The following is a 21,881-nucleotide window of genomic DNA, read 5'->3' on the forward strand; positions in this document are numbered from 1 at the left end:
TTCTGGCGTCTCCTGGGTTACTTCGAGTACAGCTCGACAATCAGCGCTTCGTTGATGTCGGCCGGCAGGTCTGCACGATCCGGAACAGCCTTGAACACGCCACTGAACTTCTTGCTGTCAACTTCGACCCACGACGGCGAGAGGTCCATCTGCTGCGACACGGTCAGGGATTCCTGCACGCGAAGCTGCTTCTGGGCGCGCTCAGCCAGCGCGATCGCGTCACCGGCCTTGACCTGGTAGGAGGGCAGGTTGACGGGCTTGCCGTTGACCGTGACGCCGCGGTGCGAGACCAGCTGACGGGCAGCCGGACGGGTCACTGCGAAGCCCATGCGGTAAACGACGTTGTCAAGACGGGTCTCGAGGAGCTGCAGCAGGTTTTCACCCGTGTTGCCCTTCTTGGTCGAGGCCTTCTTGTAGTAGTTGCGGAACTGACGCTCCAGCAGACCGTAGATACGCTTGACCTTCTGCTTCTCGCGCAGCTGGGTGGCGTAATCGGACAGCTTGCCCTTGCGGGCGGTCGGGCCATGCTGGCCGGGCTTCTGCTCCAGCTTGCACTTGGAGTCGAGGGCACGAGCCGACGACTTCAGGCCAAGGTCAGCGCCTTCGCGACGAGCGAGCTTACAGGTGGGACCAATATAACGAGCCATGTTCTTTCAGCTCCTCAGACGCGACGCTTTTTCGGCGGACGGCACCCGTTGTGCGGGATCGGCGTCACGTCGATGATGTTGATGATCTTGTAGCCGACGTTGTTGAGCGAACGCACGGCTGACTCACGACCCGGACCCGGGCCCTTGATGCGGACTTCCAGCGACTTGACGCCGTAGTCGAGTGCAGCGCGGCCGGCCTTTTCGGCGGCGACCTGAGCGGCGAACGGGGTCGACTTGCGCGAACCGCGGAAACCCGCTCCGCCCGAAGTCGCCCACGACAGCGCGTTGCCCTGGCGGTCGGTGATCGTGATGATGGTGTTGTTGAAAGAAGCGTGGACGTGGGCGATGCCGTCGGTGACGACGCGCTTGATCTTCTTCTTGGTCTTAGCAGCTGCTGGCTTGGCCATGATCAGATCTCCTTACTTCTTGATGGCCTTGCGCGGACCCTTGCGGGTACGAGCATTGGTCCGGGTGCGCTGACCACGCAGCGGGAGACCGCGGCGGTGACGCAGACCGCGGAAGCAGCCCAGGTCCATCAGACGCTTGATGGCAATGCCGATCTCACGACGGAGGTCGCCCTCGACCACGTACTTGCCGACCTCGGCGCGCAGGCGCTCGACTTCCGGCTCGGACAGGTCACGGATCTTGGTCGTCGAGGTGACGCCAGCGGCTTCACACACTTTCTTCGAACGGGTACGGCCGATGCCGTAGATGCTTTGCAGCCCAACCCAGACATGCTTCTGGGCAGGCAGATTGACGCCCGCAATACGCGCCATAACGCGATCTCCAACTGATTTGGCGGCCGGAACGGATTGATCCCGGCGGAGTGAACTGGAAATGTTATCAAGGTCTCGGGTTAATAGGAAGCCCCGGGGTGCCCTAAGGCGCCCCGGTGCCCGGCATGGGGAGTGTGCCCATGCTCCGGCGACGAATCCGGCCTGGCTGGACCGGGCGGTTTGAGACCGCCCTGCCCGCCCCGCGCGCTACTCTGGCGCGCGGAAGGGTCCGGGTTCACCCGCGCGCGAGACCGCCGCGCGAGCCGCCCTTCAAGTTCGCCTTCTTCAGCAGGCTCTCGTACTGATGCGACATCAGGTGAGCCTGGATCTGGGCGATGAAATCCATGATCACGACGACCACGATCAGCAGCGAAGTGCCGCCGAAGTAGAACGACGTGCCCATCTTGGTGCGCATGATCTCCGGGAGGAGACAGACCGCCACCAGATAGATGGCGCCGGCCGCTGTCAGGCGGGTCAGCACACCATCGATATAGTCCGCGGTGGCCTTGCCCGGGCGGATACCCGGAATGAGCGCACCCGACTTCTTGAGATTATCCGCGGTTTCCTGCGAGTTGAACACCAGCGCCGTGTAGAAGAACGCGAAGCCGATGATCAGACCTGCATAGAGGATCATGTGCAGCGGCTCACCCGGGTTCAGCCACTGGCTGACCTGCTGGAGCCAGGAGATCGAGCCGCTCTGGCTGAACCAGGTGGCTGCGGTCGCCGGGAACATCACGATGCTGGACGCGAAGATCGCCGGGATGACGCCGGACATGTTCAACTTCAGCGGCAGGAACGACGACTGGTTCAGGTAGGCGCTACGACCACCCTGACGCCGGGCGTAATTCACCGTGATACGGCGCTGACCACGCTCGACGAACACCACCAGGTAGGTGAAGCCCAGCACCAGCGCAACCACACCGATCGCCACCAGCGCGCTCATGTCGCCGTTGCGGATCTGCTCGAACATGCCGATCACAGCTGCGGGCAGGCCCGCCACGATGCCGGCGAAGATGATCAGCGAGACGCCGTTGCCGATGCCACGCTCCGTCACCTGCTCGCCCAGCCACATCAAGAACATGGTGCCGGCCGTCAGCGCGATGACTGCGGTGATGATGAAGCCCGGGCCCGGACTGTAGACCACCGGGATGCCCTGGCTCGCACCACCGGCTTGCAGGGCCGTGGCGATGCCCCATGCCTGGAACACGGCCAGCGGGATCGCACCCATTCGCGACCACTGGTTGATCTTGCGCCGGCCCGACTCGCCTTCCTTCTGGATGGCCTTCAGGCTGGGCACGATCTGCACCAGCAGCTGCACGATGATCGACGCCGAGATGTACGGCATCACGTTGAGCGCGAACAGGCTGAAACGATGGAGCGCACCACCGGAGAACATGTTGAACATGTCCACGATGGTGCCCTTCTGCGTTTCCATCAGCTTGAGCATCGCCTCCGGATTGACGCCCGGCACCGGGATGTAGCAGCCGATGCGGTAGACGATCAAAGCGCCGACCACGAACAGCAGGCGCTGACGGAGCTCGGTGAACTTACCGAGCCCGCCGCCCATGCCGGCCATCGCGTTGCCGCTCTGCGCCATGCTCCGGTTACTCCTCGACCTTGCCGCCGGCCGCTTCGATCGCGGCCTTGGCGCCGGCCGTGGCCAGCACGCCCTTGAGCACGAACTTCTTGGTCAGTTCGCCCTTCTTCACGATCTTGGCCTGCTTGGCGGTGCTCGGCACCAGCTTGGCAGCCTTCAGAGCGGCGAAGTCGATCTGGCCAGCGTCAAGCTTGTCCAGCTGGTACAGCAGCACTTCGGCCGTGTCCTTCAGGAGCTTGGAGCGGAAGCCGATCTTCGGCAGGCGACGCTGCATCGGCATCTGGCCGCCTTCGAAGCCGGCCTTGATCTTGCCCTTGCCCGAACGCGCGAACGAACCCTTGTGGCCGCGACCAGCGGTCTTGCCCAGGCCCGAGCCGATACCACGACCCACGCGGGTGCGCTCGGTGCGAGCGCCGTCGGCGGGCTGGAGAGTGTTGAGACGCATGATTGATTACTCCTCGACGCGAACGAGGTAGTGCAGCTGATTGATCAGGCCACGCACCTGCGGGCTGTCCTTCAGTTCACGCACATCGTTGAGCTTGTTCAGGCCCAGGGCACGCACCGACAGACGGTGACGCGACTGGGTGCCACGGAGACCCTTGACCAGGCGCACCTTGACGGTGCCGCCGGCGACGGCTTCATTCTTAGCCATTGATCAGGTCCTCCACCTTCTTGCCGCGCTTGGCCGCGATCTTGGCCGGCGAATGCATCTCGCCCAGGCCCTTCAGCGTGGCGCGCACCAGGTTGATCGGGTTACGCGAGCCCACGGCCTTGGCCAGCACGTTCTTCACGCCAACGGCTTCGAGGACAGCGCGCATCGCGCCACCGGCGATGACGCCGGTACCTTCGGAAGCCGGCTGCATGAACACGCGAGCGGCGCCATGGCCCGACTTCACGGCGTGCCACAGGGTGCCGTTGTTCAGGTCGACGTTGACCATGCTCTTACGGGCATATTCCATCGACTTCTGGATGGCGACCGGCACTTCGCGCGCCTTGCCATAGCCGAAGCCGACCTTGCCGTCGCCATCGCCGACCACGGTCAGCGCGGTGAAGGTGAACTGGCGGCCACCCTTGACGGTCTTGCTGACGCGGTTGACCGCGATCAGCTTCTCGATCATGCCATCGTCGATCTCTTCGCGGTTACGGTCGCGATCACGACCCCGCGGTGCACGTTCTTCTGCCATTTCCAAATTCCTGGTGATTTGAGGGATTTGCGGCTTGGCCGCTTATGGTTGTGGTCTACAGCGGTTGTATCGACGCGGAGAGAAATCTCCGCGGCGCCCGGCACCATCTGTGCCGGCAGGAATGCTGTCAGGCGTGGGGACGGATCCCCACGCCTTCAAGACTTAGAACTGCAAGCCGCCTTCGCGGGCTGCATCGGCGAGTGCCTTGATGCGGCCATGGAAGCGGTAACCCGAACGGTCGAAAGCGACCTTCTCGATGCCGGCGGCCTTGGCCTTGGCGGCGATCGAATGGCCCACCTTGACGGCGGCATCGGAGTTCTTGCCGTTCTTCAGGCCTTCCTTGACGTCGGCCTGCAGGGTCGAGGCCGAAGCCAGGACCTTGGAGCCATCGGCGGTGAAGACCTGGGCGTACAGGTGCTGACCGGTGCGCAGCACCGTCAGGCGCGGCACGCCGAGTTCGCGGATGTGCGAGCGCGTCGACTTGGCGCGACGCAGGCGGGCGATGTTCTTGTTCATGGTATCTGTCCTCGAAAGCTGAAAGCCGATTAGGCCTTCTTGGCTTCCTTGCGAATGATCACTTCACCGGCGTACTTCACGCCCTTGCCCTTGTAGGGCTCCGGCGGACGGAAGCCACGAATCTTGGCGGCAACTTCACCGACGCGCTGCTTGTCCGCGCCCTGGACCACGATCTCGGTCTGGGTCGGCGTGGCGATGGTGATGCCTTCCGGGGCCTGGAACAGCACCGGGTGGGAGAAACCCAGCGACAGGTTCAGGTCCTTGCCCTGCATGGAGGCGCGGTAACCGACGCCGACCAGCTCTAGCTTGCGCTCGAAACCCTCGGACACACCCTTGACCATGTTGGCCAGGATGGCGCGCAGGGTGCCGGTCAGCGGGATCAGCGCAGCGTCTTCGGTCGAGAACACGGCATGGCCGTCTTCGACCTTGACCGCGATGCCGGCCGGCTTGGCCACGCTCAGCGTGCCCTTCGGGCCCTTGGCGCTGATCGAATCGGCCTGGATGTTCAGTTCGACGCCCTTCGCCAGGGCGATCGGCTTCTTGGCAACTCGGGACATGTCTATTCCTCCCTTAGGCCACGAAGCACAGGACTTCACCGCCGACGCCCTGCTGGCGCGCCTGCGCATCCGTCATGATGCCCTTCGAGGTGGAGATGATGGCGACGCCGAGGCCACCGAGGACCTTCGGCAGAGCGGCCTTGCCGCGGTACTGACGCAGACCCGAACGGGAGTAGCGCTCGAGGCGCTCGATCACCGGCTTGCCTTCGTAGTACTTCAGGACGATTTCGAGTTCGGCCTTGCCATTGCCCGTATCGGTAACGCGCGAGTCGAGGATGTAGCCCTCGTCCTTCAGCACGCCGGCAATGGCGACCTTGATCTTGGACGACGGCATTTTCACCGTCTGCTTCCGGACAGCCGCCGCATTCTTGATGCGGACCAGCATGTCGGCGATGGGATCAGTCATGCTCATGAATATGCACCTATGAGTAGCACCGATATCCGCGGAATTGCGAATTCAGTTGTATACGCCTAGTTCCAGGCGCCCCGCCCTTCCGGCCGGAGCGGCCTGAAACGAGCGAGCCGGCAAGTCTAGCAGACTTGCCGGCGCACTGTTACTACCTGGACCAGCCGAAGCTGATTACCAGCTGGCCTTGCGCAGGCCCGGCACGTCGCCGTTCATCGTCGCCTTGCGCAGCATGTTGCGGCCGAGGCCGAACTTGCGGTACACGCCACGCGGGCGGCCCGACAGTTCGCAACGGTTGCGCTGGCGGCTCGGCGAGGAGTCGCGCGGCAGCTTCTGCAGCTTGACGGCGGCTTCCATCTTCTCTTCGTACGAAGCGGACTCGCTGGAGATGATCTTCTTCAGCGCGATACGCTTCTCGCCATGCTGCTTGGCAAGCTTGGCCCGCTTGATCTCGCGGTTGACCATGGAGGTCTTGGCCATTGTGTCAGTCCTCGAGTATCAGTTGCGGAACGGGAAGCGGAAGGCTTCGAGCAGCGCCTTGGCTTCGGCGTCGGTCTTCGCGGTCGTGGTGATCGCGATGTCCATGCCGCGCAGGGCGTCGACCTGGTCGAAGTCGATTTCCGGGAAGATGATCTGCTCCTTCACGCCCATGTTGTAGTTGCCACGGCCGTCGAACGAACGACCCGACACGCCGCGGAAGTCACGCACGCGCGGCAGCGAGATGTTGATCAGACGGTCCAGGAACTCGAACATCTGGCCACGGCGCAGCGTGACCTTGCAGCCGATCGGCCAACCGTCGCGGATCTTGAACGAAGCCACCGACACGCGGGACTTGGTCACGATCGGCTTCTGGCCGGCGATCTTGGTCAGATCGGCGACTGCGTTTTCCAGGATCTTCTTGTTGGTCGCGGCTTCGCCGACGCCCATGTTGATCGTGATCTTGGTCAAACGCGGCACTTCCATCGGGTTCGTGTAACCGAACTTCTTGGTCAGGGCCGGGACGACTTCGTCCTTGTAGAACTTTTCGAGACGCGTGGTCATTTCAGCATTCCTCAGGCGTCAACCGCCTCACCGCTGGAGCGGAACACACGCAACTTGCGTCCATCCTCCAGCACCTTGAAAGCAACGCGCTCACCCTTGCCCGAGGCCGGGTTGAACAGCATCACGTTGGAAATGTGGATCGGAGCTTCACGCTCGATCACGCCGCCCGGCTGGCCAGCCTGCGGGTTCGGCTTGGTGTGGCGCTTGATGACGTTGACGTTCGACACGACGACCTTGTCGCCGGCGATGCGAACAACCTCGCCCTTCTTGCCCTTGTCCTTGCCGGTGGTGACGATCACCTGATCGCCCTTGCGGATACGGTTCATATCTATTCCTCCGCTCAGAGCACTTCAGGAGCGAGCGAGACGATCTTCATGAACTTCTCGGTACGCAGCTCGCGGGTAACAGGCCCGAAGATGCGGGTACCGATCGGTTCCTGCTTGTTGTTCAGGAGCACGGCGGCATTGCCATCGAAGCGGATCAGCGAACCGTCCGGACGGCGCACACCCTTGCGGGTACGCACCACGACGGCGTCGTAGACGTCGCCCTTCTTGACCTTGCCACGCGGGATCGCGTCCTTCACGGTGACCTTGATGATGTCGCCGATGCCGGCGTAGCGGCGCTTAGAGCCGCCCAGCACCTTGATGCACATCACTTCTTTGGCACCGGAATTGTCGGCCACGTCGAGGTAGCTTTGCATCTGGATCATGGTTAGCTCTCCTCTTATTCCGCCGCGCGGCTGACGATCTCAACCACGCTCCAGTTCTTGGTCTTGGACATGGGCGCGATCTCCTTCACGCGCACGATATCGCCTTCCTTGCAGGCGTTATCGGCGTCGTGGGCGTGGAGCTTGGTCGAGCGGCGCAGGTACTTGCCGTACAGCGCGTGCTTGACCTGGCGCTCGATGAGGACGGTGACGGTCTTGTCCATCTTGTTGCTGACGACCCGGCCTTCAACCGTGCGCAACGCCTTCTCTGTATTGTTGTCGGTCATGGTTCGGATCCTTACTTCTTCTGGCCGATGAGCGTGTTGACGCGAGCGATCTCGCGGCGCACACGACGGGCCTCGTGGGTCTTGGCAAGCTGGCCGGTGGCCTTCTGCATGCGGAGAGCGAAGCTCTCCTTGTGCAGTTCGACCAGGTGGGCCTTCAGCTCGTCAGCCGACTTCTCGCGCAGCTGCTTGAGTTCCATTAGCGCACCGTCCGGGTAACGAAAGTGGTGGTGACCGAGAGCTTGGCGGCCGCCAGACGGAACGCTTCACGCGCCACGTCCTCACCCACGCCTTCGATCTCGTAGATCATCCGGCCGGGCTGGATCTGGGCCACCCAGTACTCGACGTTGCCCTTACCGGAGCCCATTCGGACTTCGATCGGCTTCTTGGTGATCGGCTTGTCGGGGAACACGCGGATCCACATCTTGCCGCCGCGCTTCACATAGCGGCTGATGGAGCGGCGAGCTGCCTCGATCTGGCGAGCGGTCAGCTGACCGTGCGCCGTTGCCTTAAGGCCGTACTCGCCGAAGCTGACGGCATTGCCGTTCCAGCTCAGGCCCTCATTGCGGCCCTTGTGTACCTTGCGGTACTTGGTTCGCTTGGGTTGCAACATGGTCGATTACCTCTGTTCGCGGGCGCCACGGCCCGGACGGTCGCTGCGATCACCGCGGTCACCACGGTCACCGCGATCGCTACGCGGCGAGTCGTCCTGCTTTTCCTGGCCGACCTGGGAGAAGTCGAAGACCTCGCCCTTGTAGACCCACACCTTGATGCCGATGATGCCGTAGGTCGTCTTGGCTTCAGCGAAGCCGTAGTCGATGTCGGCACGCAGCGTGTGCAGCGGCACGCGACCTTCGCGGTACCACTCCGAACGCGCGATCTCGGCGCCATTGAGACGGCCGGCGACATTGACCTTGATGCCCAGGGCACCGAGGCGCATCGCGTTGCCGACCGCACGCTTCATGGCGCGGCGGAACATGATGCGGCGCTCGAGCTGCTGAGCGATCGACTCGGCGACCAGCTGCGCGTCGAGTTCCGGCTTGCGGACCTCGGTCACGTTGATGTGCGCCGGAACGCCCATCAGCTGGCTGACTTCCTTACGCAGCTTCTCGATGTCCTCGCCACGCTTGCCGATCACCACGCCCGGACGGGCGGTATGGATCGTGACGCGGGCGTTGTTGGCCGGACGCTCGATGAAGATCTTCGAGATACCGGCCTGCGCCAGCTTCTTGCGAAGCATGTCGCGGACCTTCAAGTCAGCTGCCAGGAAATCGGCGTACTGCTTCTTGTTGGCAAACCACTTGGAATTCCAGTCCTTGGCGATGCCCAGGCGGATGCCAGTCGGATGAACTTTATGACCCATTGTCTGACTCCGCCTTACTTGCCCGCGCCCACAACCACAGTGATGTGGCTGGTGCGCTTGAGGATGCGGGTGCCGCGGCCCTTCGCACGCGCCATGAAGCGCTTAAGTGCGGGACCCTCGTCCACCATGATGGTCTTGACCTTGAGATCGTCGATGTCAGCGCCCTGGTTGTTCTCGGCGTTGGCGATGGCGGACTCCACGACCTTGCGGATCAGTGAAGCAGCCTTCTTGTCCGAGAACTTCAGGAGGTTGACGGCGCGCTCGGCGGACAGACCACGCACCTGGTCGGCGACCAGGCGGGCCTTCTGCGGGGAGATGCGCGCAGTGCGCAGGATGGCTTTCGCTTCCATGGTCATCTCCTTACCTACCCGACTTCTTGTCGCCGCCGTGACCCTTGAACGTACGGGTCAGGGCGAATTCGCCAAGCTTGTGGCCAACCATGTTTTCGTTGACCAGCACCGGGATGTGGTTCTTGCCGTTGTGGATGGCGATGGTGAAACCCACCATCTCCGGCATCACCATCGAGCGACGCGACCAGGTCTTGATCGGCTTCTTGTTGTTGCCCGCGGTCTCCACCTTCTTGATCAGGTGGTGATCGATGAACGGGCCTTTCTTCAGTGAACGTGCCATGGCCGATTAGCTCCTGCGATCGCGCACGATGAACTGCTGGGTGCGCTTGTTCTTGCGGGTCTTGTAACCCTTGGTCGGAACACCCCACGGGGTGACCGGATGCGGGTTGCCCTGACCAGCCTTGGCCTCACCACCGCCGTGCGGATGGTCGACCGGGTTCATGGCCGCACCGCGAACGGTCGGGCGGACGCCGCGCCAACGCTTGGCACCGGCCTTACCCAGCTTCTCGAGGTTGTGCTCGTCGTTGCCGACTTCGCCGATGGTGGCGCGGCACTCGGCCGGCACCTTGCGCATTTCGCCGGAGCGAAGACGCAGCGTGGCGTAGCCCTGCTCGCGAGCGATCAGCTGGACGCCGGCGCCAGCGGCGCGGGCCAACTGGGCACCCTTGCCCGGCTTCATCTCGATGCAGTGCACCGTCGAGCCGACCGGGATGTTGGTCAGCGGCAGCGTGTTGCCGACGCGGATCGGGGCGTCGCGGCCCGCGATCACCTGGTCACCGCTCTTCAGGCCCTTGGGGGCGATGATGTAGCGGCGCTCACCGTCGACGTAGCACAGCAGCGCGATGTGGGCGGTGCGGTTCGGGTCGTACTCGATGCGCTCGACACGCGCCGGAATGCCTTCCTTGTCGCGCTTGAAGTCGATGATGCGGTAGTGCTGCTTGTGACCACCACCGACATGACGGGTGGTAATGCGGCCGTGGTGGTTACGACCACCGGTCTTGCCCTGCTTCTCGACGAGCGCCGCGTGCGGCGCACCCTTGTGCAGGCCCGGGGTCACCACGCGCACCGCGCTACGGCGGCCGGCGGAGGTGGGCTTGAAAGTCATCAATGCCATGGGTCTTTCCTCAGGCCTTGGCCATCACGTCGATCGACTGGCCTTCGGCCAGCTTCACGTACGCCTTGCGCCAGTCACCGCGACGGCCCATGCGGAAACGGAAGGCCTTGTTCTTGCCCTTCACGTTGACCACATTCACCGCCTCGACCTTAACGTCGAACAGCTTTTCCACGGCGACCTTGATGTCGGCCTTGGTAGCGTCCGTCGCGACTTCGAAGACGTATTGGTTGGAAACTTCCTGCAGACGAGCGGTCTTCTCGGACACGCGCGGCGCACGGATGATGCTGTAGAGCTTGGCGTCGTTCATGCCAGCCACTCCTCGATCTTCTTGACCGCGTCGGCGGTGACCACGACCGAGTCGGCGCCGACGAGGGCAACCGGATCCAGGCCCTGGACGTCACGCACTTCGACGTACGGCAGGTTGCGCGCCGAGAGGTACAGGTTCTCGGTGGCATCTTCGGTGACGATCAGCGGACGCTGGCCGACTTCCAGGCCCTTGAGCTTGGCGACCAGGTTCGAGGTCTTCGGCGCGTCGACGTCGAACGACTCGACAACCATGATGCGGCCCTGGCGGTTCAGCTCGGACAGGATCGCGGCCATCGCGGCGCGGTACATCTTGCGGTTGACCTTCTGCGCGAAGCTGCGCGGCTTGGCCGCGAAGGTCACGCCGCCGCCGACGAAGATCGGAGCCGTCAGCGCGCCGTGACGCGCACCGCCGCCCTTCTGCTTCTTCGACTTCTTGGTCGTGCCGTTGACTTCCGAACGGGTCTTTTGTGCCTTGGTACCGGCGCGACCGGCGTTGCGATAGGCAACGACTACCTGGTGGACCAGGTCTTCGCTGAAATCGCGGCCGAAGATCGCGTCGGAGACCGACAGCGTCTTGCTGCTATTGGTGATGGCGAGTTCCATCGTCATCTCTCCTTATGCCTTGCTCGAGGGACGCACGATGACGTCGCCGCCCGGCGCACCCGGCACAGCACCCTTGATCGCGATCAGGCCACGCTCGGCGTCGACCTTGACCACTTCCAGGCGCTGCGTGCTCTGGGTAACCGCGCCCATGTGGCCGGCCATCTTCTTGCCCGGGAACACACGACCCGGCGTCTGGCGCTGACCGATCGAACCCGGGGAACGATGCGACAGCGAGTTACCGTGGGTGGCGTCACCCATGGTGAAGTTCCAGCGCTTGATGGTGCCCTGGAAGCCCTTACCCTTCGTCACGCCCTGGACGTCGACCAGCTGGCCGGCCTCGAAGATGTCGGCCTTGATTTCGCCGCCCACTTCGAAACCGCCGATCTGGTCGGCTTCCACGCGCAGCTCCCACAGGCCACGACCGGCTTCGACCTTCGCCTTGGCGAGGTGACCGGCTTCCGGCTTGTTGACGAGCGCGGCGCGGCGCACGCCCACGGTCACCTGCACGGCGCTGTAGCCGTCGGTTTCCGAGGTCTTGATCTGGGTGATGCGGTTCGGGGTGGCCTCGATGAGGGTCACCGGAACCGACTTGCCGTCCTCAGTGAAGAAACGGCTCATGCCGGCCTTGCGACCGACGATGCCCAACGAATACTTCTTCGCGGTCATGGTGGCAGCCTCAGGTCAGCTTGATCTGGACATCAACGCCAGCCGCGAGTTCGAGCTTCATCAGCGCGTCCACGGTCTTGTCGTTGGGGTCAACGATGTCGAGCACGCGCTTGTGCGTGCGGGTCTCGTACTGGTCACGCGCATCCTTGTCGGCATGCGGGGAGACGAGGATGGTGTAGCGCTCGATCTTGGTCGGCAGCGGGATCGGGCCGCGCACTTGCGCGCCGGTCCGCTTGGCCGTCTCAACGATCTCGCTGGCCGAGCGGTCGATCAGGCGATGATCGTACGCTTTGAGCCGGATTCGGATCTTCTGGTCCGCCATGACGGTGTTCCTTGGTTAAAAGAGCGACGGGTCGGCCTCTGGGTGTGCCGAACCCCACAAAACGCCAAAACTCCGAAGCTACACCCTCGCTCCGGAGCATCCTTGCCTGAAAAACAAGGCAGGCCGGTTACCCGGCCCGCCCAGACGGAGGTGGAACGCACGAAGGGCCCCGTTTAGCGTTCCTTGGAAGCCCGAGGGCCCGGAACGTACGGAGCGCTGCCGTGCGACATTTCCCTGTCTGGCGAATACGAGACGCGTCCTGCATCTCATTTCGCTGGTCACGGCCCTCTGCAGATGCAAAGTGCCGCGGTAGTCCGACATTCTAATCGGATATCCACAGCTGGCGCAAGCGGGCTGTAGAAACCGGAAGGCCAAACCTGTTCAGCAAGCCCGGCACCCTGAAGGCGCCGGATCCCCGCCTTCGCGGGGATGGCGAACTGACACCCCTGCGCGCCGTTGGCGCGCAGGGGCCGGTTCATTACTTGATGATCTTGGCCACCACGCCGGCGCCGACGGTACGGCCGCCTTCGCGGATCGCGAAACGCAGGCCTTCGTCCATCGCCACCGGGTTGATCAGCTGGACGACCATCTTGATGTTGTCGCCCGGCATGACCATCTCGACGCCTTCCGGCAGCTGCACCGCGCCGGTGATGTCGGTCGTGCGGAAGTAGAACTGCGGGCGGTAGCCCTTGAAGAACGGGGTGTGACGGCCGCCCTCGTCCTTCGACAGCACGTACACCTCGGCCTCGAACTCGGTGTGCGGGGTGATCGAACCCGGCTTGGCCAGCACCTGGCCACGCTCGACGTCGTCACGCTTGGTGCCGCGCAGCAGCAGACCGGCGTTGTCGCCCGCCTGACCCTGGTCCAGCAGCTTGCGGAACATCTCGACGCCGGTGACGGTCGTCTTCTGCGTCGGACGGATGCCGACGATTTCGATTTCGTCGCCCACCTTGATGATGCCGCGCTCGATACGGCCGGTCACCACGGTGCCGCGGCCCGAGATCGAGAACACGTCTTCCACCGGCATCAGGAACGGCTTGTCGATCGCGCGCTCCGGCAGCGGGATGAACGTGTCCAGCGCCTCAACCAGCTTCAGGATCGCCGGCACGCCGATCTCCGACTGGTCGCCTTCCAGCGCCAGACGGGCCGAGCCGTGGATGATCGGGGTGTCGTCGCCCGGGAACTCGTACTTGCTCAGCAGCTCGCGAACTTCCATCTCGACCAACTCGAGCAGCTCGGCGTCGTCCACCATGTCGGCCTTGTTCAGGAACACGACGATGTACGGCACGCCGACCTGGCGCGACAGCAGGATGTGCTCGCGCGTCTGCGGCATCGGGCCGTCAGCGGCCGAGCACACCAGGATCGCGCCGTCCATCTGGGCAGCACCGGTGATCATGTTCTTCACGTAGTCGGCGTGGCCCGGGCAGTCCACGTGCGCGTAGTGACGGTTCGGGCTCTCGTACTCGACGTGTGCCGTCGAGATCGTGATGCCGCGCGCCTTCTCTTCCGGCGCCGCGTCGATCGCGTCGTATGCCTTGAACTCGCCACCGAAACGCTCGGCGCCCACCTTCGTCAGCGCTGCCGTCAGCGTGGTCTTGCCGTGGTCGACGTGACCGATCGTGCCCACGTTCACGTGCGGCTTGGTGCGCTCAAACTTACCCTTAGCCATGGTTGTCTCTCTTTAAAAGTTGTTACTTGTTGAACTGTTGTAGCAAGGCGCCGGCGGGGGCCGGCGCCTCGGGGACCTGCATTAACCGCCCTTCTTCATCACCGCGTCGGCGATGTTGTTGGGGGCTTCGGCGTAATGGTCGAACTCCATCGTGAACGTCGCGCGACCCTGGGTCAGCGAACGGATCGTCGTGGCGTAACCGAACATTTCACCCAGCGGAACCATCGCATTGATGGTCTTGCCCGACGGCGTGTCGTCCTGACCCTGCAGCAGGCCGCGACGACGGCTCAGGTCGCCCATGACGTCGCCGACGTACTCTTCCGGCGTCACGACTTCGACCTTCATCATCGGCTCGAGGAGAACCGGATCGGCTTTGCGGAAGCCTTCCTTGAACGCCATCGACGAGGCGAGCTTGAACGCCATTTCCGACGAGTCGACGTCGTGGTACGAGCCGAACACGAGCTTGACCTTGACGCCCACGACCGGGAAGCCGGCCAGCGGACCGCTGGTGATCGTCTCGCGCAGGCCCTTCTCGACCGCCGGGATGAACTCCTTCGGAATCACGCCGCCGGTGATGTCGTTGACGAACAGGAAATCGTTCTCGACATCCGGGTTGGCCTTGTCGGCCTCGTTCATCGGAGACAGCTCGATCACGACGTGACCGTACTGACCCTTACCACCCGACTGCTTGGCGTGCTTGTAGTCCGACTTCACGTCCGACTTGCGGATCGTTTCGCGGTAGGCGACCTGCGGCTTGCCGACGTTCGCCTCGACGTTGAACTCACGGCGCATGCGGTCGACGATGATGTCCAGGTGCAGCTCGCCCATGCCGGCGATGATGGTCTGGCCCGATTCTTCGTCGGTACGCACGCGGAACGAGGGATCTTCCTGCGCCAGACGGCCCAGGGCCATGCCCATCTTTTCCTGGTCCGACTTGGTCTTCGGCTCGACCGCCATCGAGATGACGGGCTCCGGGAAGGTCATGCGCTCGAGCGTGATGACGTGATCCTGCGCGCACAGCGTGTCGCCAGTCGTCACGTCCTTCAGGCCCACGGCTGCCGCGATGTCGCCGGCGCGGACTTCCTTGATTTCGTCACGCTGGTTGGCGTGCATCTGCAGGATGCGGCCCACGCGCTCCTTCTTCGACTTGACCGGGTTGAACACCTGGTCGCCGGAGTTGAGCACGCCCGAGTAGACGCGGAAGAAGGTCAGCGAACCGACGAACGGGTCGGTCATGATCTTGAACGCCAGTGCCGAGAACGGCTCGGTGTCAGACGCCTTGCGGGTGTCTTCCTTCTCGTCCTCGTCGATGCCCTGGACCGGCGGACGGTCGGCCGGCGACGGCAGCAGGTTGATCACGCCGTCGAGCATGGCCTGCACGCCCTTGTTCTTGAACGCCGAGCCGCAGAACACCGGCACGATCTCAACGCGCAGGGTGCGCTCGCGCAGGCCGGCGATGATCTCGGCCTCGTTCAGCTCGCCTTCGTTGAGGTACTTGTCCATCAGCGCTTCGGACGCTTCGGCGGCGGCTTCAATCATGAAGCTGCGCGCCTCTTCGGCCTTGGCCTGGAGGTCAGCCGGGATGTCGCGGTACTCGAACTGCGTGCCCTGCGAAGCCACATCCCAATGGATGGCCTTCATCTTGAGCAGGTCGACCACGCCCTCGAAGCCGTCTTCGGCGCCGATCGGCACCTGCATCGGCACGGCGTAGGCGCCGAGGCGGGCCTTCAGCTGCTCAACGACCTTGTCGAAGTTGGCGCCGGTGCGGTCCATCTTGTTGACGAACGCCATGCGCGGCACCGAGTACTTGTTGGCCTGGCGCCACACGGTCTCGGACTGCGGCTGCACGCCACCGACGGCGCACAGCACGAACACCGCACCGTCGAGCACGCGCAGCGAGCGCTCGACTTCGATGGTGAAGTCGACGTGGCCAGGGGTGTCGATGATGTTGAAGCGGTGCTCAGGCAGGGACTTGTCCATGCCCTTCCAGAACGCGGTCGTCGCGGCCGACGTGATGGTGATACCGCGCTCCTGCTCCTGCTCCATCCAGTCCATCGTCGCGGCACCTTCGTGCACTTCGCCGATCTTGTGGCTGACGCCGGTGTAGAACAGGATGCGTTCCGACGTGGTGGTCTTGCCGGCATCGATGTGGGCCATGATGCCGAAGTTGCGGTAACGCTCGATGGGAGTGGTGCGAGCCACGGGACCCTCTCGTATGTTTTCAAATTCCAGATGGCCGGACGCCGCCTCTGGGGCGGCCTCCGGTTCGCATGGCGGCTTTCTCGCCGCCGCGGCAGCACGGACGTGCTGCTGAGGCCCTGGACACCCTCAACGGGCGCCCGCGGGTCGCTCAGATCACCAGCGGTAGTGGGCGAACGCCTTGTTCGCTTCCGCCATGCGGTGGGTTTCTTCGCGCTTCTTGATCGCGCCGCCACGGTTCTCCGAGGCATCGATCAGTTCAGCCGCCAGCTTGCGCGGCATGCTGTTTTCGCCGCGCTTGCGGGCGGATTCGATCAGCCAGCGCATCGCCAGCGCCATGCGGCGCGACGAACGGACTTCGACCGGGACCTGGTACGTGGCGCCGCCGACGCGACGCGACTTGACCTCGACGGCCGGCGACACATTGCCCAGGGCCTTCTCGACCAGCTCGAGGGCGTTCGGGTTCTTTTCCCCGATCACGTCCATCGCGCCGTAGACGATCTTCTCGGCGACGGACTTCTTGCCGCTCTGCATGACCATATTGATGAAACGCGCGATCGTTTCGCTGCCGTGCTTGGGATCGGGCAGAACTGAACGCTGCGGAGTGGAGCCTTTACGCGACATGGTGCGTACCTATTCTCGTGATTCTTGTACGGCGACCGGTTGACCGGCCGACCGGATTATTTCTTCGGACGCTTGGCGCCGTACTTGGAGCGACCCTGGCGACGCTTGGCGACACCAGCGGCGTCGAGCGAACCGCGCACAGTGTGGTAACGCACACCCGGCAGGTCCTTGACGCGGCCGCCGCGGATCAGCACAACCGAGTGCTCCTGCAGGTTGTGACCTTCACCACCGATGTACGAGATGACCTCGTAACCGTTGGTCAGGCGCACCTTGGCCACCTTGCGCAGAGCCGAGTTCGGCTTCTTCGGGGTGGTGGTGTACACGCGGGTGCAAACGCCACGACGCTGCGGGCAGTTCGCCAGCGCCGGCGAGGCGCTCTTGTAGGTTTCAGGGCTGCGCGGCTTGCGCACCAACTGATTGATCGTCGCCATCTGGAGCTCTTTGATGTAAGGGCCGGGATGACCCTTGCGTGAAAACGAACGGCAAGCCGGGGAAACCCCAGCTTACCGAGACGAAAAAGTATAGCCCGCGCCAGACCTTGCGGTCAACGCGGACTAAACCTTGCGTCCGAAGCGGCCACTTTGAGCCGTCCGGACTATCTGCGATCCCGCCCTTCCTGGGCCGAACACGAGGCGCTCCATGCGCCTCATTTCGTGATCTGGATGGCCTCCGTGGAGGCCATCGAACTTGCGAATTGTAACTCAGGAAGCGCTGGAAGTGTCGACATCGGCCTCGGCGGCTTCCGTCGTCACCTCGACCACCGGGGCGGTCGTGCCTGCCAGCGTCTCTAGCTCGGACTCGGTCAGACCCGAGGCGCTGCGGCGACGCTGCTTGTGGTACGCCAGGCCAGTACCGGCCGGGATCAGGCGACCCACGATCACGTTTTCCTTGAGGCCACGCAGGCCATCGCGGGTACCGCGCACGGCAGCCTCGGTCAGCACGCGGGTGGTCTCCTGGAACGAAGCAGCCGAGATGAACGACTCGGTCGCCAGCGAGGCCTTGGTGATGCCCAGCAGGACCGGGTCGGCCTTGGCCAGAATCTCGCCCTTGGACTGCAAGCGGGCATTCTCTTCGACCAGGCGCTGACGCTCGACCTGTTCACCGTTGAGGAACTTGCTGTCGCCAGCATCGGTGATCTCGGCCTTGCGCAGCATCTGGCGAACGATCACCTCGATGTGCTTGTCGTTGATCTTCACACCCTGCAGGCGGTAGACGTCCTGGATTTCCTTGGTCAGGTACACGGCCAGCGGCTCGACACCCAGCAAGCGCAGGATGTCCTGCGGGCTCGGCTCGCCGTCCACCACGGTTTCGCCCTTCTCCACGTGTTCGCCTTCGAACACGATGATCTGGCGGTACTTCGGGATCAGCTCTTCGTGCTCGTTACCGTCGGTGTCCTTGATGATCAGGCGCTGCTTGCCCTTGGTGTCCTTACCGAACGACACGATGCCCGAACGCTCGGCCAGCACCGCCGGATCCTTCGGCTTGCGGGCTTCGAACAGGTCGGCCACGCGCGGCAGACCACCGGTGATGTCGCGGGTCTTCGACGCTTCCTGCGGGATCTTGGCGACGACGTCGCCCACGCCCACCGGCGAACCGTCCTGCAGGTTCACGATCGAGCGCGGCGGCAGCAGGTACTGCGCCGGCAGGTCGGTACCCGGGATGGTCAGGTCCTTGCCGCTCTTGTCGACGATGCGGACGATCGGACGCAGATCCTTGCCCTGCGAACCGCGACGCTTCGGATCGGTGATCTCGCGCGAGGCCAGGCCGGTCAGTTCGTCGGTCTTCTCGATGACGGTGACGCCGTCGACGAAGTCGATGAAGCGCACGAAACCAGCCACTTCCGACACGATCGGGTGGTTATGCGGATCCCAGTTGGCAACGGTCTGGCCAGCCTTGATCTCGGCGCCGTCCTTGACGCTGACGGTCGCACCGTACGGCAGCTTGTAGCGCTCGCGCTCACGGCCGTGGCCGTCGAGCACCGACAGTTCGCCCGAGCGCGACACCGCGACCAGGTGACCGGCTGCGTGGTCGACGTGCTTGAGGTTGTTGAACTTGATCGTACCGGTGGTCTTGACCGTCACGTTGTCGATGGCGGCGGCACGCGAAGCCGCACCACCGATGTGGAACGTACGCATCGTCAGCTGCGTACCCGGCTCACCGATCGACTGCGCGGCGACAACGCCGACCGCTTCGCCATGGTTGACCAGGTGACCACGACCCAGGTCGCGGCCGTAGCAATGTGCGCAGACGCCGAAGGCGCTTTCGCAGGTGATGGTCGAACGCACCTTGATCGACTGCACGCCGGCGTCTTCGAGCTTGGCGACCCAGCCTTCGTCGAGCAGCGTGTTGCGGGTGACGATCGGTTCCTCGTCGTTGCCCGGCAGGAACACGTCCTCGGCCACCATGCGGCCCAGCACGCGGTCGCGCAGCGGCTCGACCACGTCGCCGCCTTCGACGATCGGGGTCATCATCAGACCCTCGAGCGTGCCGCAGTCGGTCACGGTGATCACGACGTCCTGCGCCACGTCGACGAGGCGACGGGTCAGGTAACCGGAGTTCGCCGTCTTCAACGCGGTATCGGCCAGACCCTTACGGGCGCCGTGGGTCGAGATGAAGTACTGGAGAACGTTCAGGCCTTCGCGGAAGTTCGCCGTGATCGGCGTTTCGATGATCGAGCCGTCCGGCTTGGCCATCAGGCCGCGCATACCAGCGAGCTGGCGGATCTGCGCCTGCGAACCACGCGCGCCCGAGTCGGCCATGATGTAAATCGAGTTCATCGACTTCTGCGGGACCCGTTCGCCCTTGGCGTTGGTCACGGTGTCGGTGCCGATCGCGTCCATCATCGCCTTGGCCACGCGCTCGTTGGTGCGCGACCAGATGTCGACGACCTTGTTGTAGCGCTCACCGGCGGTCACCAGGCCCGACTGGTACTGCTCCTGGATCTCCAGCACTTCGGCTTCGGCTTCGTCGAGGATGCCCTTCTTTTCGACCGGGATCAGCATGTCGTCGATGCCGATCGAAACGCCGGCGCGGGTCGCGTAAGCGAAGCCGGTGTACATCAGCTTGTCGGCGAACACGACCGTGTCCTTCAGGCCGAGCATGCGGTAGCAGGAGTTGATCAGTCGGCTGATGTTCTTCTTGGTCAGCTCGACGTTGGCCAGCGCGAACGGCAGGCCCTCCGGCAGGATCTCGCGCAGCAGGGCGCGACCGACGGTCGTGTCGACGATCGAGGTCTTCTGCTCACTGGTGCCGTCTTCATTCTTGACGGTTTCGGTGATGCGCACCTTGCACTTGGCATGCAGCTGCACGACGCGGTTGTCGTAGGCGCGCTTGACCTCTGCCACGTTGGCGAACGCCATGCCCTCGCCCGCCTTGTTCTCCAGGGCGCGGGTCATGTAGTACAGGCCGAGCACGACGTCCTGCGACGGCACGATGATCGGCTCGCCGTTCGCCGGCGACAGGATGTTGTTGGACGCCATCATCAGCGCGCGCGCTTCCAGCTGGGCTTCCAGCGAGAGCGGCACGTGCACGGCCATCTGGTCACCGTCGAAGTCCGCGTTGAACGCGGTGCAGACCAGCGGGTGCAGCTGGATCGCCTTGCCTTCGATCAGCACCGGCTCGAACGCCTGGATGCCGAGGCGGTGCAGCGTCGGAGCGCGGTTCAACAGCACCGGATGCTCGCGGATCACCTCTTCGAGGATGTCCCAGACTTCCGCCTCTTCACGCTCGACCAGCTTCTTCGCGGCCTTGATGGTGGTGGCCAGGCCACGGCGCTGCAGCTTGGCGAAGATGAAGGGCTTGAACAGCTCGAGCGCCATCTTCTTCGGCAGGCCGCACTCGTGCAGGCGCAGCGTCGGGCCGACCACGATGACCGAACGGCCCGAGTAGTCGACGCGCTTGCCGAGCAGGTTCTGGCGGAAGCGACCCTGCTTGCCCTTGATCATGTCGGCCAGCGACTTGAGCGGGCGCTTGTTGGTGCCGGTGATGGCGCGGCCGCGACGGCCGTTGTCCATCAGTGCGTCGACCGACTCCTGCAGCATGCGCTTCTCGTTGCGCACGATGATGTCGGGCGCGTTGAGCTCCAGCAGGCGACGCAGGCGGTTGTTGCGGTTGATGACGCGGCGGTACAGGTCATTCAGGTCGGAGGTCGCGAAGCGGCCGCCGTCCAGCGGCACCAGCGGACGCAGGTCCGGCGGAAGCACCGGCAGCACGGTCATGACCATCCACTCCGGGCGGTTGCCGGATTCCAGGAAGGCTTCGACCAGCTTGATGCGCTTGGTGAGGCGCTTGAGCTTGGTTTCGCTGTTGGTCGAGGCGATCTCTTCCTTCAGCGTGACCATCTCCGACTGCAGGTCGATGGTGCGCAGCAGGTCGTAGACCGCCTCGGCGCCCATCGCTGCCTCGAAGTCGTCGCCGTGCTCCTGGCGCGCCTGCAGGAACTGCTCTTCAGTGAGCAGCATGCCGCGCTCGAGCGGGGTCAGGCCCGGCTCGGTGACGACATAGGCCTCGAAGTACAGGATGCGCTCGATGTCGCGCAGCGTCATGTCGAGCATCAGGCCGATGCGCGACGGCAGCGACTTCAGGAACCAGATGTGCGCGACCGGCGAGGCCAGGTCGATGTGGCCCATGCGCTCGCGGCGCACCTTGGCCAGCGTCACCTCGGTGCCGCACTTCTCGCAGACCACGCCGCGGTGCTTCATGCGCTTGTACTTGCCGCACAGGCACTCGTAGTCCTTGATCGGACCGAAGATCGCGGCGCAGAACAGGCCGTCACGCTCCGGCTTGAAGGTGCGGTAGTTGATGGTTTCCGGCTTCTTCACTTCGCCGTAGGACCACGAACGGATCAGGTCGGGCGAAGCCAGCGCGATCTTGATGGCGTCGAAATCGATCGCCGGCCGCTGCTGGTTGAACAAGTTAAGCAGGTCTTTCATTTCGTTCTCCAGTCGGAGGA

The 21,881-nt window shown here is 63.8% G+C and carries 30 protein-coding genes; all 30 read right to left on the reverse strand.

Annotated features, from left to right (window positions below):
• Positions 1 to 17 precede the first annotated feature (17 nt).
• The 30 genes from rpsD to rpoC all read right to left on the reverse strand — a co-directional run bounded on the left by rpsD (position 18) and on the right by rpoC (position 21,861).
• Entirely contained in the window at positions 18 to 647 is a 630-nt protein-coding gene (gene rpsD / locus IU514_RS17025; protein ID WP_194932350.1) for a 30S ribosomal protein S4, read from the reverse strand.
• Between the two features lie 14 nt (positions 648 to 661).
• A complete protein-coding gene (rpsK, locus tag IU514_RS17030) occupies positions 662 to 1,054 on the reverse strand; it encodes a 30S ribosomal protein S11 (protein WP_031373814.1) in 393 nt (130 codons plus the stop codon).
• Positions 1,055 to 1,066: 12 nt separating this feature from the next.
• Complete coding sequence (gene rpsM / locus IU514_RS17035) at positions 1,067 to 1,423, reverse strand: 30S ribosomal protein S13 (protein WP_194932351.1); 357 nt, start codon at positions 1,421 to 1,423, stop codon at positions 1,067 to 1,069.
• A gap of 235 nt (positions 1,424 to 1,658) precedes the next feature.
• Positions 1,659 to 3,020, reverse strand: coding sequence for a preprotein translocase subunit SecY (gene secY, locus IU514_RS17040; RefSeq protein ID WP_194932352.1), 1,362 nt, complete (start codon positions 3,018 to 3,020; stop codon positions 1,659 to 1,661).
• A gap of 7 nt (positions 3,021 to 3,027) precedes the next feature.
• Entirely contained in the window at positions 3,028 to 3,465 is a 438-nt protein-coding gene (gene rplO, locus IU514_RS17045) for a 50S ribosomal protein L15 (RefSeq protein WP_194932353.1), read from the reverse strand.
• A gap of 6 nt (positions 3,466 to 3,471) precedes the next feature.
• The gene (gene rpmD, locus IU514_RS17050) at positions 3,472 to 3,672 is read right to left on the reverse strand and encodes a 50S ribosomal protein L30 (RefSeq protein WP_115843848.1); all 201 of its coding nucleotides are present in this window, start codon (positions 3,670 to 3,672) and stop codon (positions 3,472 to 3,474) included.
• Positions 3,665 to 4,204: a 30S ribosomal protein S5 gene (gene rpsE, locus IU514_RS17055; protein ID WP_194932354.1), complete on the reverse strand. Its 540-nt coding sequence runs from the start codon at positions 4,202 to 4,204 to the stop codon at positions 3,665 to 3,667. The genes rpmD and rpsE overlap by 8 nt, the downstream gene beginning before the upstream one ends.
• Before the next feature lie 162 nt (positions 4,205 to 4,366).
• Complete coding sequence (gene rplR / locus IU514_RS17060) at positions 4,367 to 4,720, reverse strand: 50S ribosomal protein L18 (RefSeq protein ID WP_194932355.1); 354 nt, start codon at positions 4,718 to 4,720, stop codon at positions 4,367 to 4,369.
• 29 nt (positions 4,721 to 4,749) lie between these two features.
• Positions 4,750 to 5,277: a 50S ribosomal protein L6 gene (gene rplF / locus IU514_RS17065; RefSeq protein WP_194932356.1), complete on the reverse strand. Its 528-nt coding sequence runs from the start codon at positions 5,275 to 5,277 to the stop codon at positions 4,750 to 4,752.
• 13 nt (positions 5,278 to 5,290) lie between these two features.
• Complete coding sequence (gene rpsH, locus IU514_RS17070; protein WP_194932357.1) at positions 5,291 to 5,689, reverse strand: 30S ribosomal protein S8; 399 nt, start codon at positions 5,687 to 5,689, stop codon at positions 5,291 to 5,293.
• 168 nt (positions 5,690 to 5,857) lie between these two features.
• On the reverse strand, positions 5,858 to 6,163 hold the full coding sequence (rpsN, locus tag IU514_RS17075; protein ID WP_194932358.1) for a 30S ribosomal protein S14: 306 nt from the start codon (positions 6,161 to 6,163) through the stop codon (positions 5,858 to 5,860).
• A gap of 18 nt (positions 6,164 to 6,181) precedes the next feature.
• Positions 6,182 to 6,724 (reverse strand): 50S ribosomal protein L5, encoded by a 543-nt coding sequence (gene rplE / locus IU514_RS17080; RefSeq protein WP_194932359.1) that lies wholly within the window; start codon positions 6,722 to 6,724, stop codon positions 6,182 to 6,184.
• Positions 6,725 to 6,735: 11 nt separating this feature from the next.
• On the reverse strand, positions 6,736 to 7,050 hold the full coding sequence (gene rplX, locus IU514_RS17085; protein WP_194932360.1) for a 50S ribosomal protein L24: 315 nt from the start codon (positions 7,048 to 7,050) through the stop codon (positions 6,736 to 6,738).
• Between the two features lie 14 nt (positions 7,051 to 7,064).
• Complete coding sequence (rplN, locus tag IU514_RS17090; protein ID WP_056136003.1) at positions 7,065 to 7,433, reverse strand: 50S ribosomal protein L14; 369 nt, start codon at positions 7,431 to 7,433, stop codon at positions 7,065 to 7,067.
• Between the two features lie 14 nt (positions 7,434 to 7,447).
• Positions 7,448 to 7,717: a 30S ribosomal protein S17 gene (rpsQ, locus tag IU514_RS17095; protein WP_194932361.1), complete on the reverse strand. Its 270-nt coding sequence runs from the start codon at positions 7,715 to 7,717 to the stop codon at positions 7,448 to 7,450.
• Positions 7,718 to 7,728: 11 nt separating this feature from the next.
• Positions 7,729 to 7,914 (reverse strand): 50S ribosomal protein L29, encoded by a 186-nt coding sequence (gene rpmC / locus IU514_RS17100; RefSeq protein WP_194932362.1) that lies wholly within the window; start codon positions 7,912 to 7,914, stop codon positions 7,729 to 7,731.
• Positions 7,914 to 8,327 carry a 50S ribosomal protein L16 gene (gene rplP, locus IU514_RS17105; RefSeq protein ID WP_194932363.1) on the reverse strand — a complete coding sequence of 138 codons (414 nt, stop codon included), beginning with the start codon at positions 8,325 to 8,327 and terminating at the stop codon, positions 7,914 to 7,916. The genes rpmC and rplP overlap by 1 nt, the downstream gene beginning before the upstream one ends.
• Before the next feature lie 6 nt (positions 8,328 to 8,333).
• Positions 8,334 to 9,077 carry a 30S ribosomal protein S3 gene (rpsC, locus tag IU514_RS17110; protein WP_194932364.1) on the reverse strand — a complete coding sequence of 248 codons (744 nt, stop codon included), beginning with the start codon at positions 9,075 to 9,077 and terminating at the stop codon, positions 8,334 to 8,336.
• 14 nt (positions 9,078 to 9,091) lie between these two features.
• Entirely contained in the window at positions 9,092 to 9,427 is a 336-nt protein-coding gene (gene rplV, locus IU514_RS17115; RefSeq protein WP_194932365.1) for a 50S ribosomal protein L22, read from the reverse strand.
• A gap of 10 nt (positions 9,428 to 9,437) precedes the next feature.
• Positions 9,438 to 9,707 carry a 30S ribosomal protein S19 gene (rpsS, locus tag IU514_RS17120; RefSeq protein ID WP_194932366.1) on the reverse strand — a complete coding sequence of 90 codons (270 nt, stop codon included), beginning with the start codon at positions 9,705 to 9,707 and terminating at the stop codon, positions 9,438 to 9,440.
• Between the two features lie 6 nt (positions 9,708 to 9,713).
• Positions 9,714 to 10,541 (reverse strand): 50S ribosomal protein L2, encoded by an 828-nt coding sequence (rplB, locus tag IU514_RS17125; protein ID WP_194932367.1) that lies wholly within the window; start codon positions 10,539 to 10,541, stop codon positions 9,714 to 9,716.
• Between the two features lie 10 nt (positions 10,542 to 10,551).
• Positions 10,552 to 10,848 (reverse strand): 50S ribosomal protein L23, encoded by a 297-nt coding sequence (gene rplW / locus IU514_RS17130; RefSeq protein WP_194932368.1) that lies wholly within the window; start codon positions 10,846 to 10,848, stop codon positions 10,552 to 10,554.
• Positions 10,845 to 11,450, reverse strand: coding sequence for a 50S ribosomal protein L4 (rplD, locus tag IU514_RS17135; RefSeq protein ID WP_194932369.1), 606 nt, complete (start codon positions 11,448 to 11,450; stop codon positions 10,845 to 10,847). Before rplD ends, rplW begins: the two co-directional genes overlap by 4 nt.
• A 12-nt stretch (positions 11,451 to 11,462) precedes the next feature.
• Complete coding sequence (gene rplC / locus IU514_RS17140) at positions 11,463 to 12,116, reverse strand: 50S ribosomal protein L3 (RefSeq protein ID WP_194932370.1); 654 nt, start codon at positions 12,114 to 12,116, stop codon at positions 11,463 to 11,465.
• A 10-nt stretch (positions 12,117 to 12,126) separates the two neighbouring features.
• Entirely contained in the window at positions 12,127 to 12,438 is a 312-nt protein-coding gene (gene rpsJ, locus IU514_RS17145; protein WP_014161383.1) for a 30S ribosomal protein S10, read from the reverse strand.
• 478 nt (positions 12,439 to 12,916) lie between these two features.
• On the reverse strand, positions 12,917 to 14,107 hold the full coding sequence (gene tuf, locus IU514_RS17150) for an elongation factor Tu (RefSeq protein WP_194932371.1): 1,191 nt from the start codon (positions 14,105 to 14,107) through the stop codon (positions 12,917 to 12,919).
• A gap of 81 nt (positions 14,108 to 14,188) precedes the next feature.
• Positions 14,189 to 16,309 (reverse strand): elongation factor G, encoded by a 2,121-nt coding sequence (fusA, locus tag IU514_RS17155; RefSeq protein ID WP_194932372.1) that lies wholly within the window; start codon positions 16,307 to 16,309, stop codon positions 14,189 to 14,191.
• 153 nt (positions 16,310 to 16,462) lie between these two features.
• Positions 16,463 to 16,930, reverse strand: coding sequence for a 30S ribosomal protein S7 (gene rpsG, locus IU514_RS17160; protein ID WP_194932373.1), 468 nt, complete (start codon positions 16,928 to 16,930; stop codon positions 16,463 to 16,465).
• A gap of 56 nt (positions 16,931 to 16,986) precedes the next feature.
• A complete protein-coding gene (rpsL, locus tag IU514_RS17165; RefSeq protein ID WP_194932374.1) occupies positions 16,987 to 17,361 on the reverse strand; it encodes a 30S ribosomal protein S12 in 375 nt (124 codons plus the stop codon).
• A gap of 270 nt (positions 17,362 to 17,631) precedes the next feature.
• A complete protein-coding gene (rpoC, locus tag IU514_RS17170) occupies positions 17,632 to 21,861 on the reverse strand; it encodes a DNA-directed RNA polymerase subunit beta' (protein ID WP_194932375.1) in 4,230 nt (1,409 codons plus the stop codon).
• Positions 21,862 to 21,881 lie beyond the last annotated feature (20 nt).

Source organism: Lysobacter niastensis, assembly GCF_015453285.1.
In the GTDB taxonomy this organism is placed as follows: Bacteria; Pseudomonadota; Gammaproteobacteria; order Xanthomonadales; family Xanthomonadaceae; genus Lysobacter_J; species Lysobacter_J niastensis.

Coding starts and splice junctions, on each gene's coding strand:
- rplF (WP_194932356.1), bottom strand. CDS start 5,277: ATGTCCCGAGTTGCCAAGAAGCCGATCGCCCTGGCGAAGGGCGTCGAA.
- rplW (WP_194932368.1), bottom strand. CDS start 10,848: ATGAACGACGCCAAGCTCTACAGCATCATCCGTGCGCCGCGCGTGTCC.
- secY (WP_194932352.1), bottom strand. CDS start 3,020: ATGGCGCAGAGCGGCAACGCGATGGCCGGCATGGGCGGCGGGCTCGGT.
- rplV (WP_194932365.1), bottom strand. CDS start 9,427: ATGGAAGCGAAAGCCATCCTGCGCACTGCGCGCATCTCCCCGCAGAAG.
- rplX (WP_194932360.1), bottom strand. CDS start 7,050: ATGAACCGTATCCGCAAGGGCGATCAGGTGATCGTCACCACCGGCAAG.
- rpmD (WP_115843848.1), bottom strand. CDS start 3,672: ATGGCTAAGAATGAAGCCGTCGCCGGCGGCACCGTCAAGGTGCGCCTG.
- rpsD (WP_194932350.1), bottom strand. CDS start 647: ATGGCTCGTTATATTGGTCCCACCTGTAAGCTCGCTCGTCGCGAAGGC.
- rplP (WP_194932363.1), bottom strand. CDS start 8,327: ATGTTGCAACCCAAGCGAACCAAGTACCGCAAGGTACACAAGGGCCGC.
- rpsE (WP_194932354.1), bottom strand. CDS start 4,204: ATGGCAGAAGAACGTGCACCGCGGGGTCGTGATCGCGACCGTAACCGC.
- rplO (WP_194932353.1), bottom strand. CDS start 3,465: ATGCGTCTCAACACTCTCCAGCCCGCCGACGGCGCTCGCACCGAGCGC.
- rplB (WP_194932367.1), bottom strand. CDS start 10,541: ATGGCATTGATGACTTTCAAGCCCACCTCCGCCGGCCGCCGTAGCGCG.
- rpsH (WP_194932357.1), bottom strand. CDS start 5,689: ATGAGCATGACTGATCCCATCGCCGACATGCTGGTCCGCATCAAGAAT.
- rpsN (WP_194932358.1), bottom strand. CDS start 6,163: ATGGCCAAGACCTCCATGGTCAACCGCGAGATCAAGCGGGCCAAGCTT.
- rpsS (WP_194932366.1), bottom strand. CDS start 9,707: ATGGCACGTTCACTGAAGAAAGGCCCGTTCATCGATCACCACCTGATC.
- rpsC (WP_194932364.1), bottom strand. CDS start 9,077: ATGGGTCATAAAGTTCATCCGACTGGCATCCGCCTGGGCATCGCCAAG.
- rpsG (WP_194932373.1), bottom strand. CDS start 16,930: ATGTCGCGTAAAGGCTCCACTCCGCAGCGTTCAGTTCTGCCCGATCCC.
- tuf (WP_194932371.1), bottom strand. CDS start 14,107: ATGGCTAAGGGTAAGTTTGAGCGCACCAAGCCGCACGTGAACGTGGGC.
- rpsQ (WP_194932361.1), bottom strand. CDS start 7,717: ATGACCGACAACAATACAGAGAAGGCGTTGCGCACGGTTGAAGGCCGG.
- rplC (WP_194932370.1), bottom strand. CDS start 12,116: ATGACCGCGAAGAAGTATTCGTTGGGCATCGTCGGTCGCAAGGCCGGC.
- rplE (WP_194932359.1), bottom strand. CDS start 6,724: ATGACCACGCGTCTCGAAAAGTTCTACAAGGACGAAGTCGTCCCGGCC.
- rpoC (WP_194932375.1), bottom strand. CDS start 21,861: ATGAAAGACCTGCTTAACTTGTTCAACCAGCAGCGGCCGGCGATCGAT.
- rpsL (WP_194932374.1), bottom strand. CDS start 17,361: ATGGCGACGATCAATCAGTTGGTGCGCAAGCCGCGCAGCCCTGAAACC.
- rpmC (WP_194932362.1), bottom strand. CDS start 7,914: ATGGAACTCAAGCAGCTGCGCGAGAAGTCGGCTGACGAGCTGAAGGCC.
- rplD (WP_194932369.1), bottom strand. CDS start 11,450: ATGGAACTCGCCATCACCAATAGCAGCAAGACGCTGTCGGTCTCCGAC.
- rpsM (WP_194932351.1), bottom strand. CDS start 1,423: ATGGCGCGTATTGCGGGCGTCAATCTGCCTGCCCAGAAGCATGTCTGG.
- rplR (WP_194932355.1), bottom strand. CDS start 4,720: ATGAACAAGAACATCGCCCGCCTGCGTCGCGCCAAGTCGACGCGCTCG.
- rplN (WP_056136003.1), bottom strand. CDS start 7,433: ATGATCCAGATGCAAAGCTACCTCGACGTGGCCGACAATTCCGGTGCC.
- rpsK (WP_031373814.1), bottom strand. CDS start 1,054: ATGGCCAAGCCAGCAGCTGCTAAGACCAAGAAGAAGATCAAGCGCGTC.
- rpsJ (WP_014161383.1), bottom strand. CDS start 12,438: ATGGCGGACCAGAAGATCCGAATCCGGCTCAAAGCGTACGATCATCGC.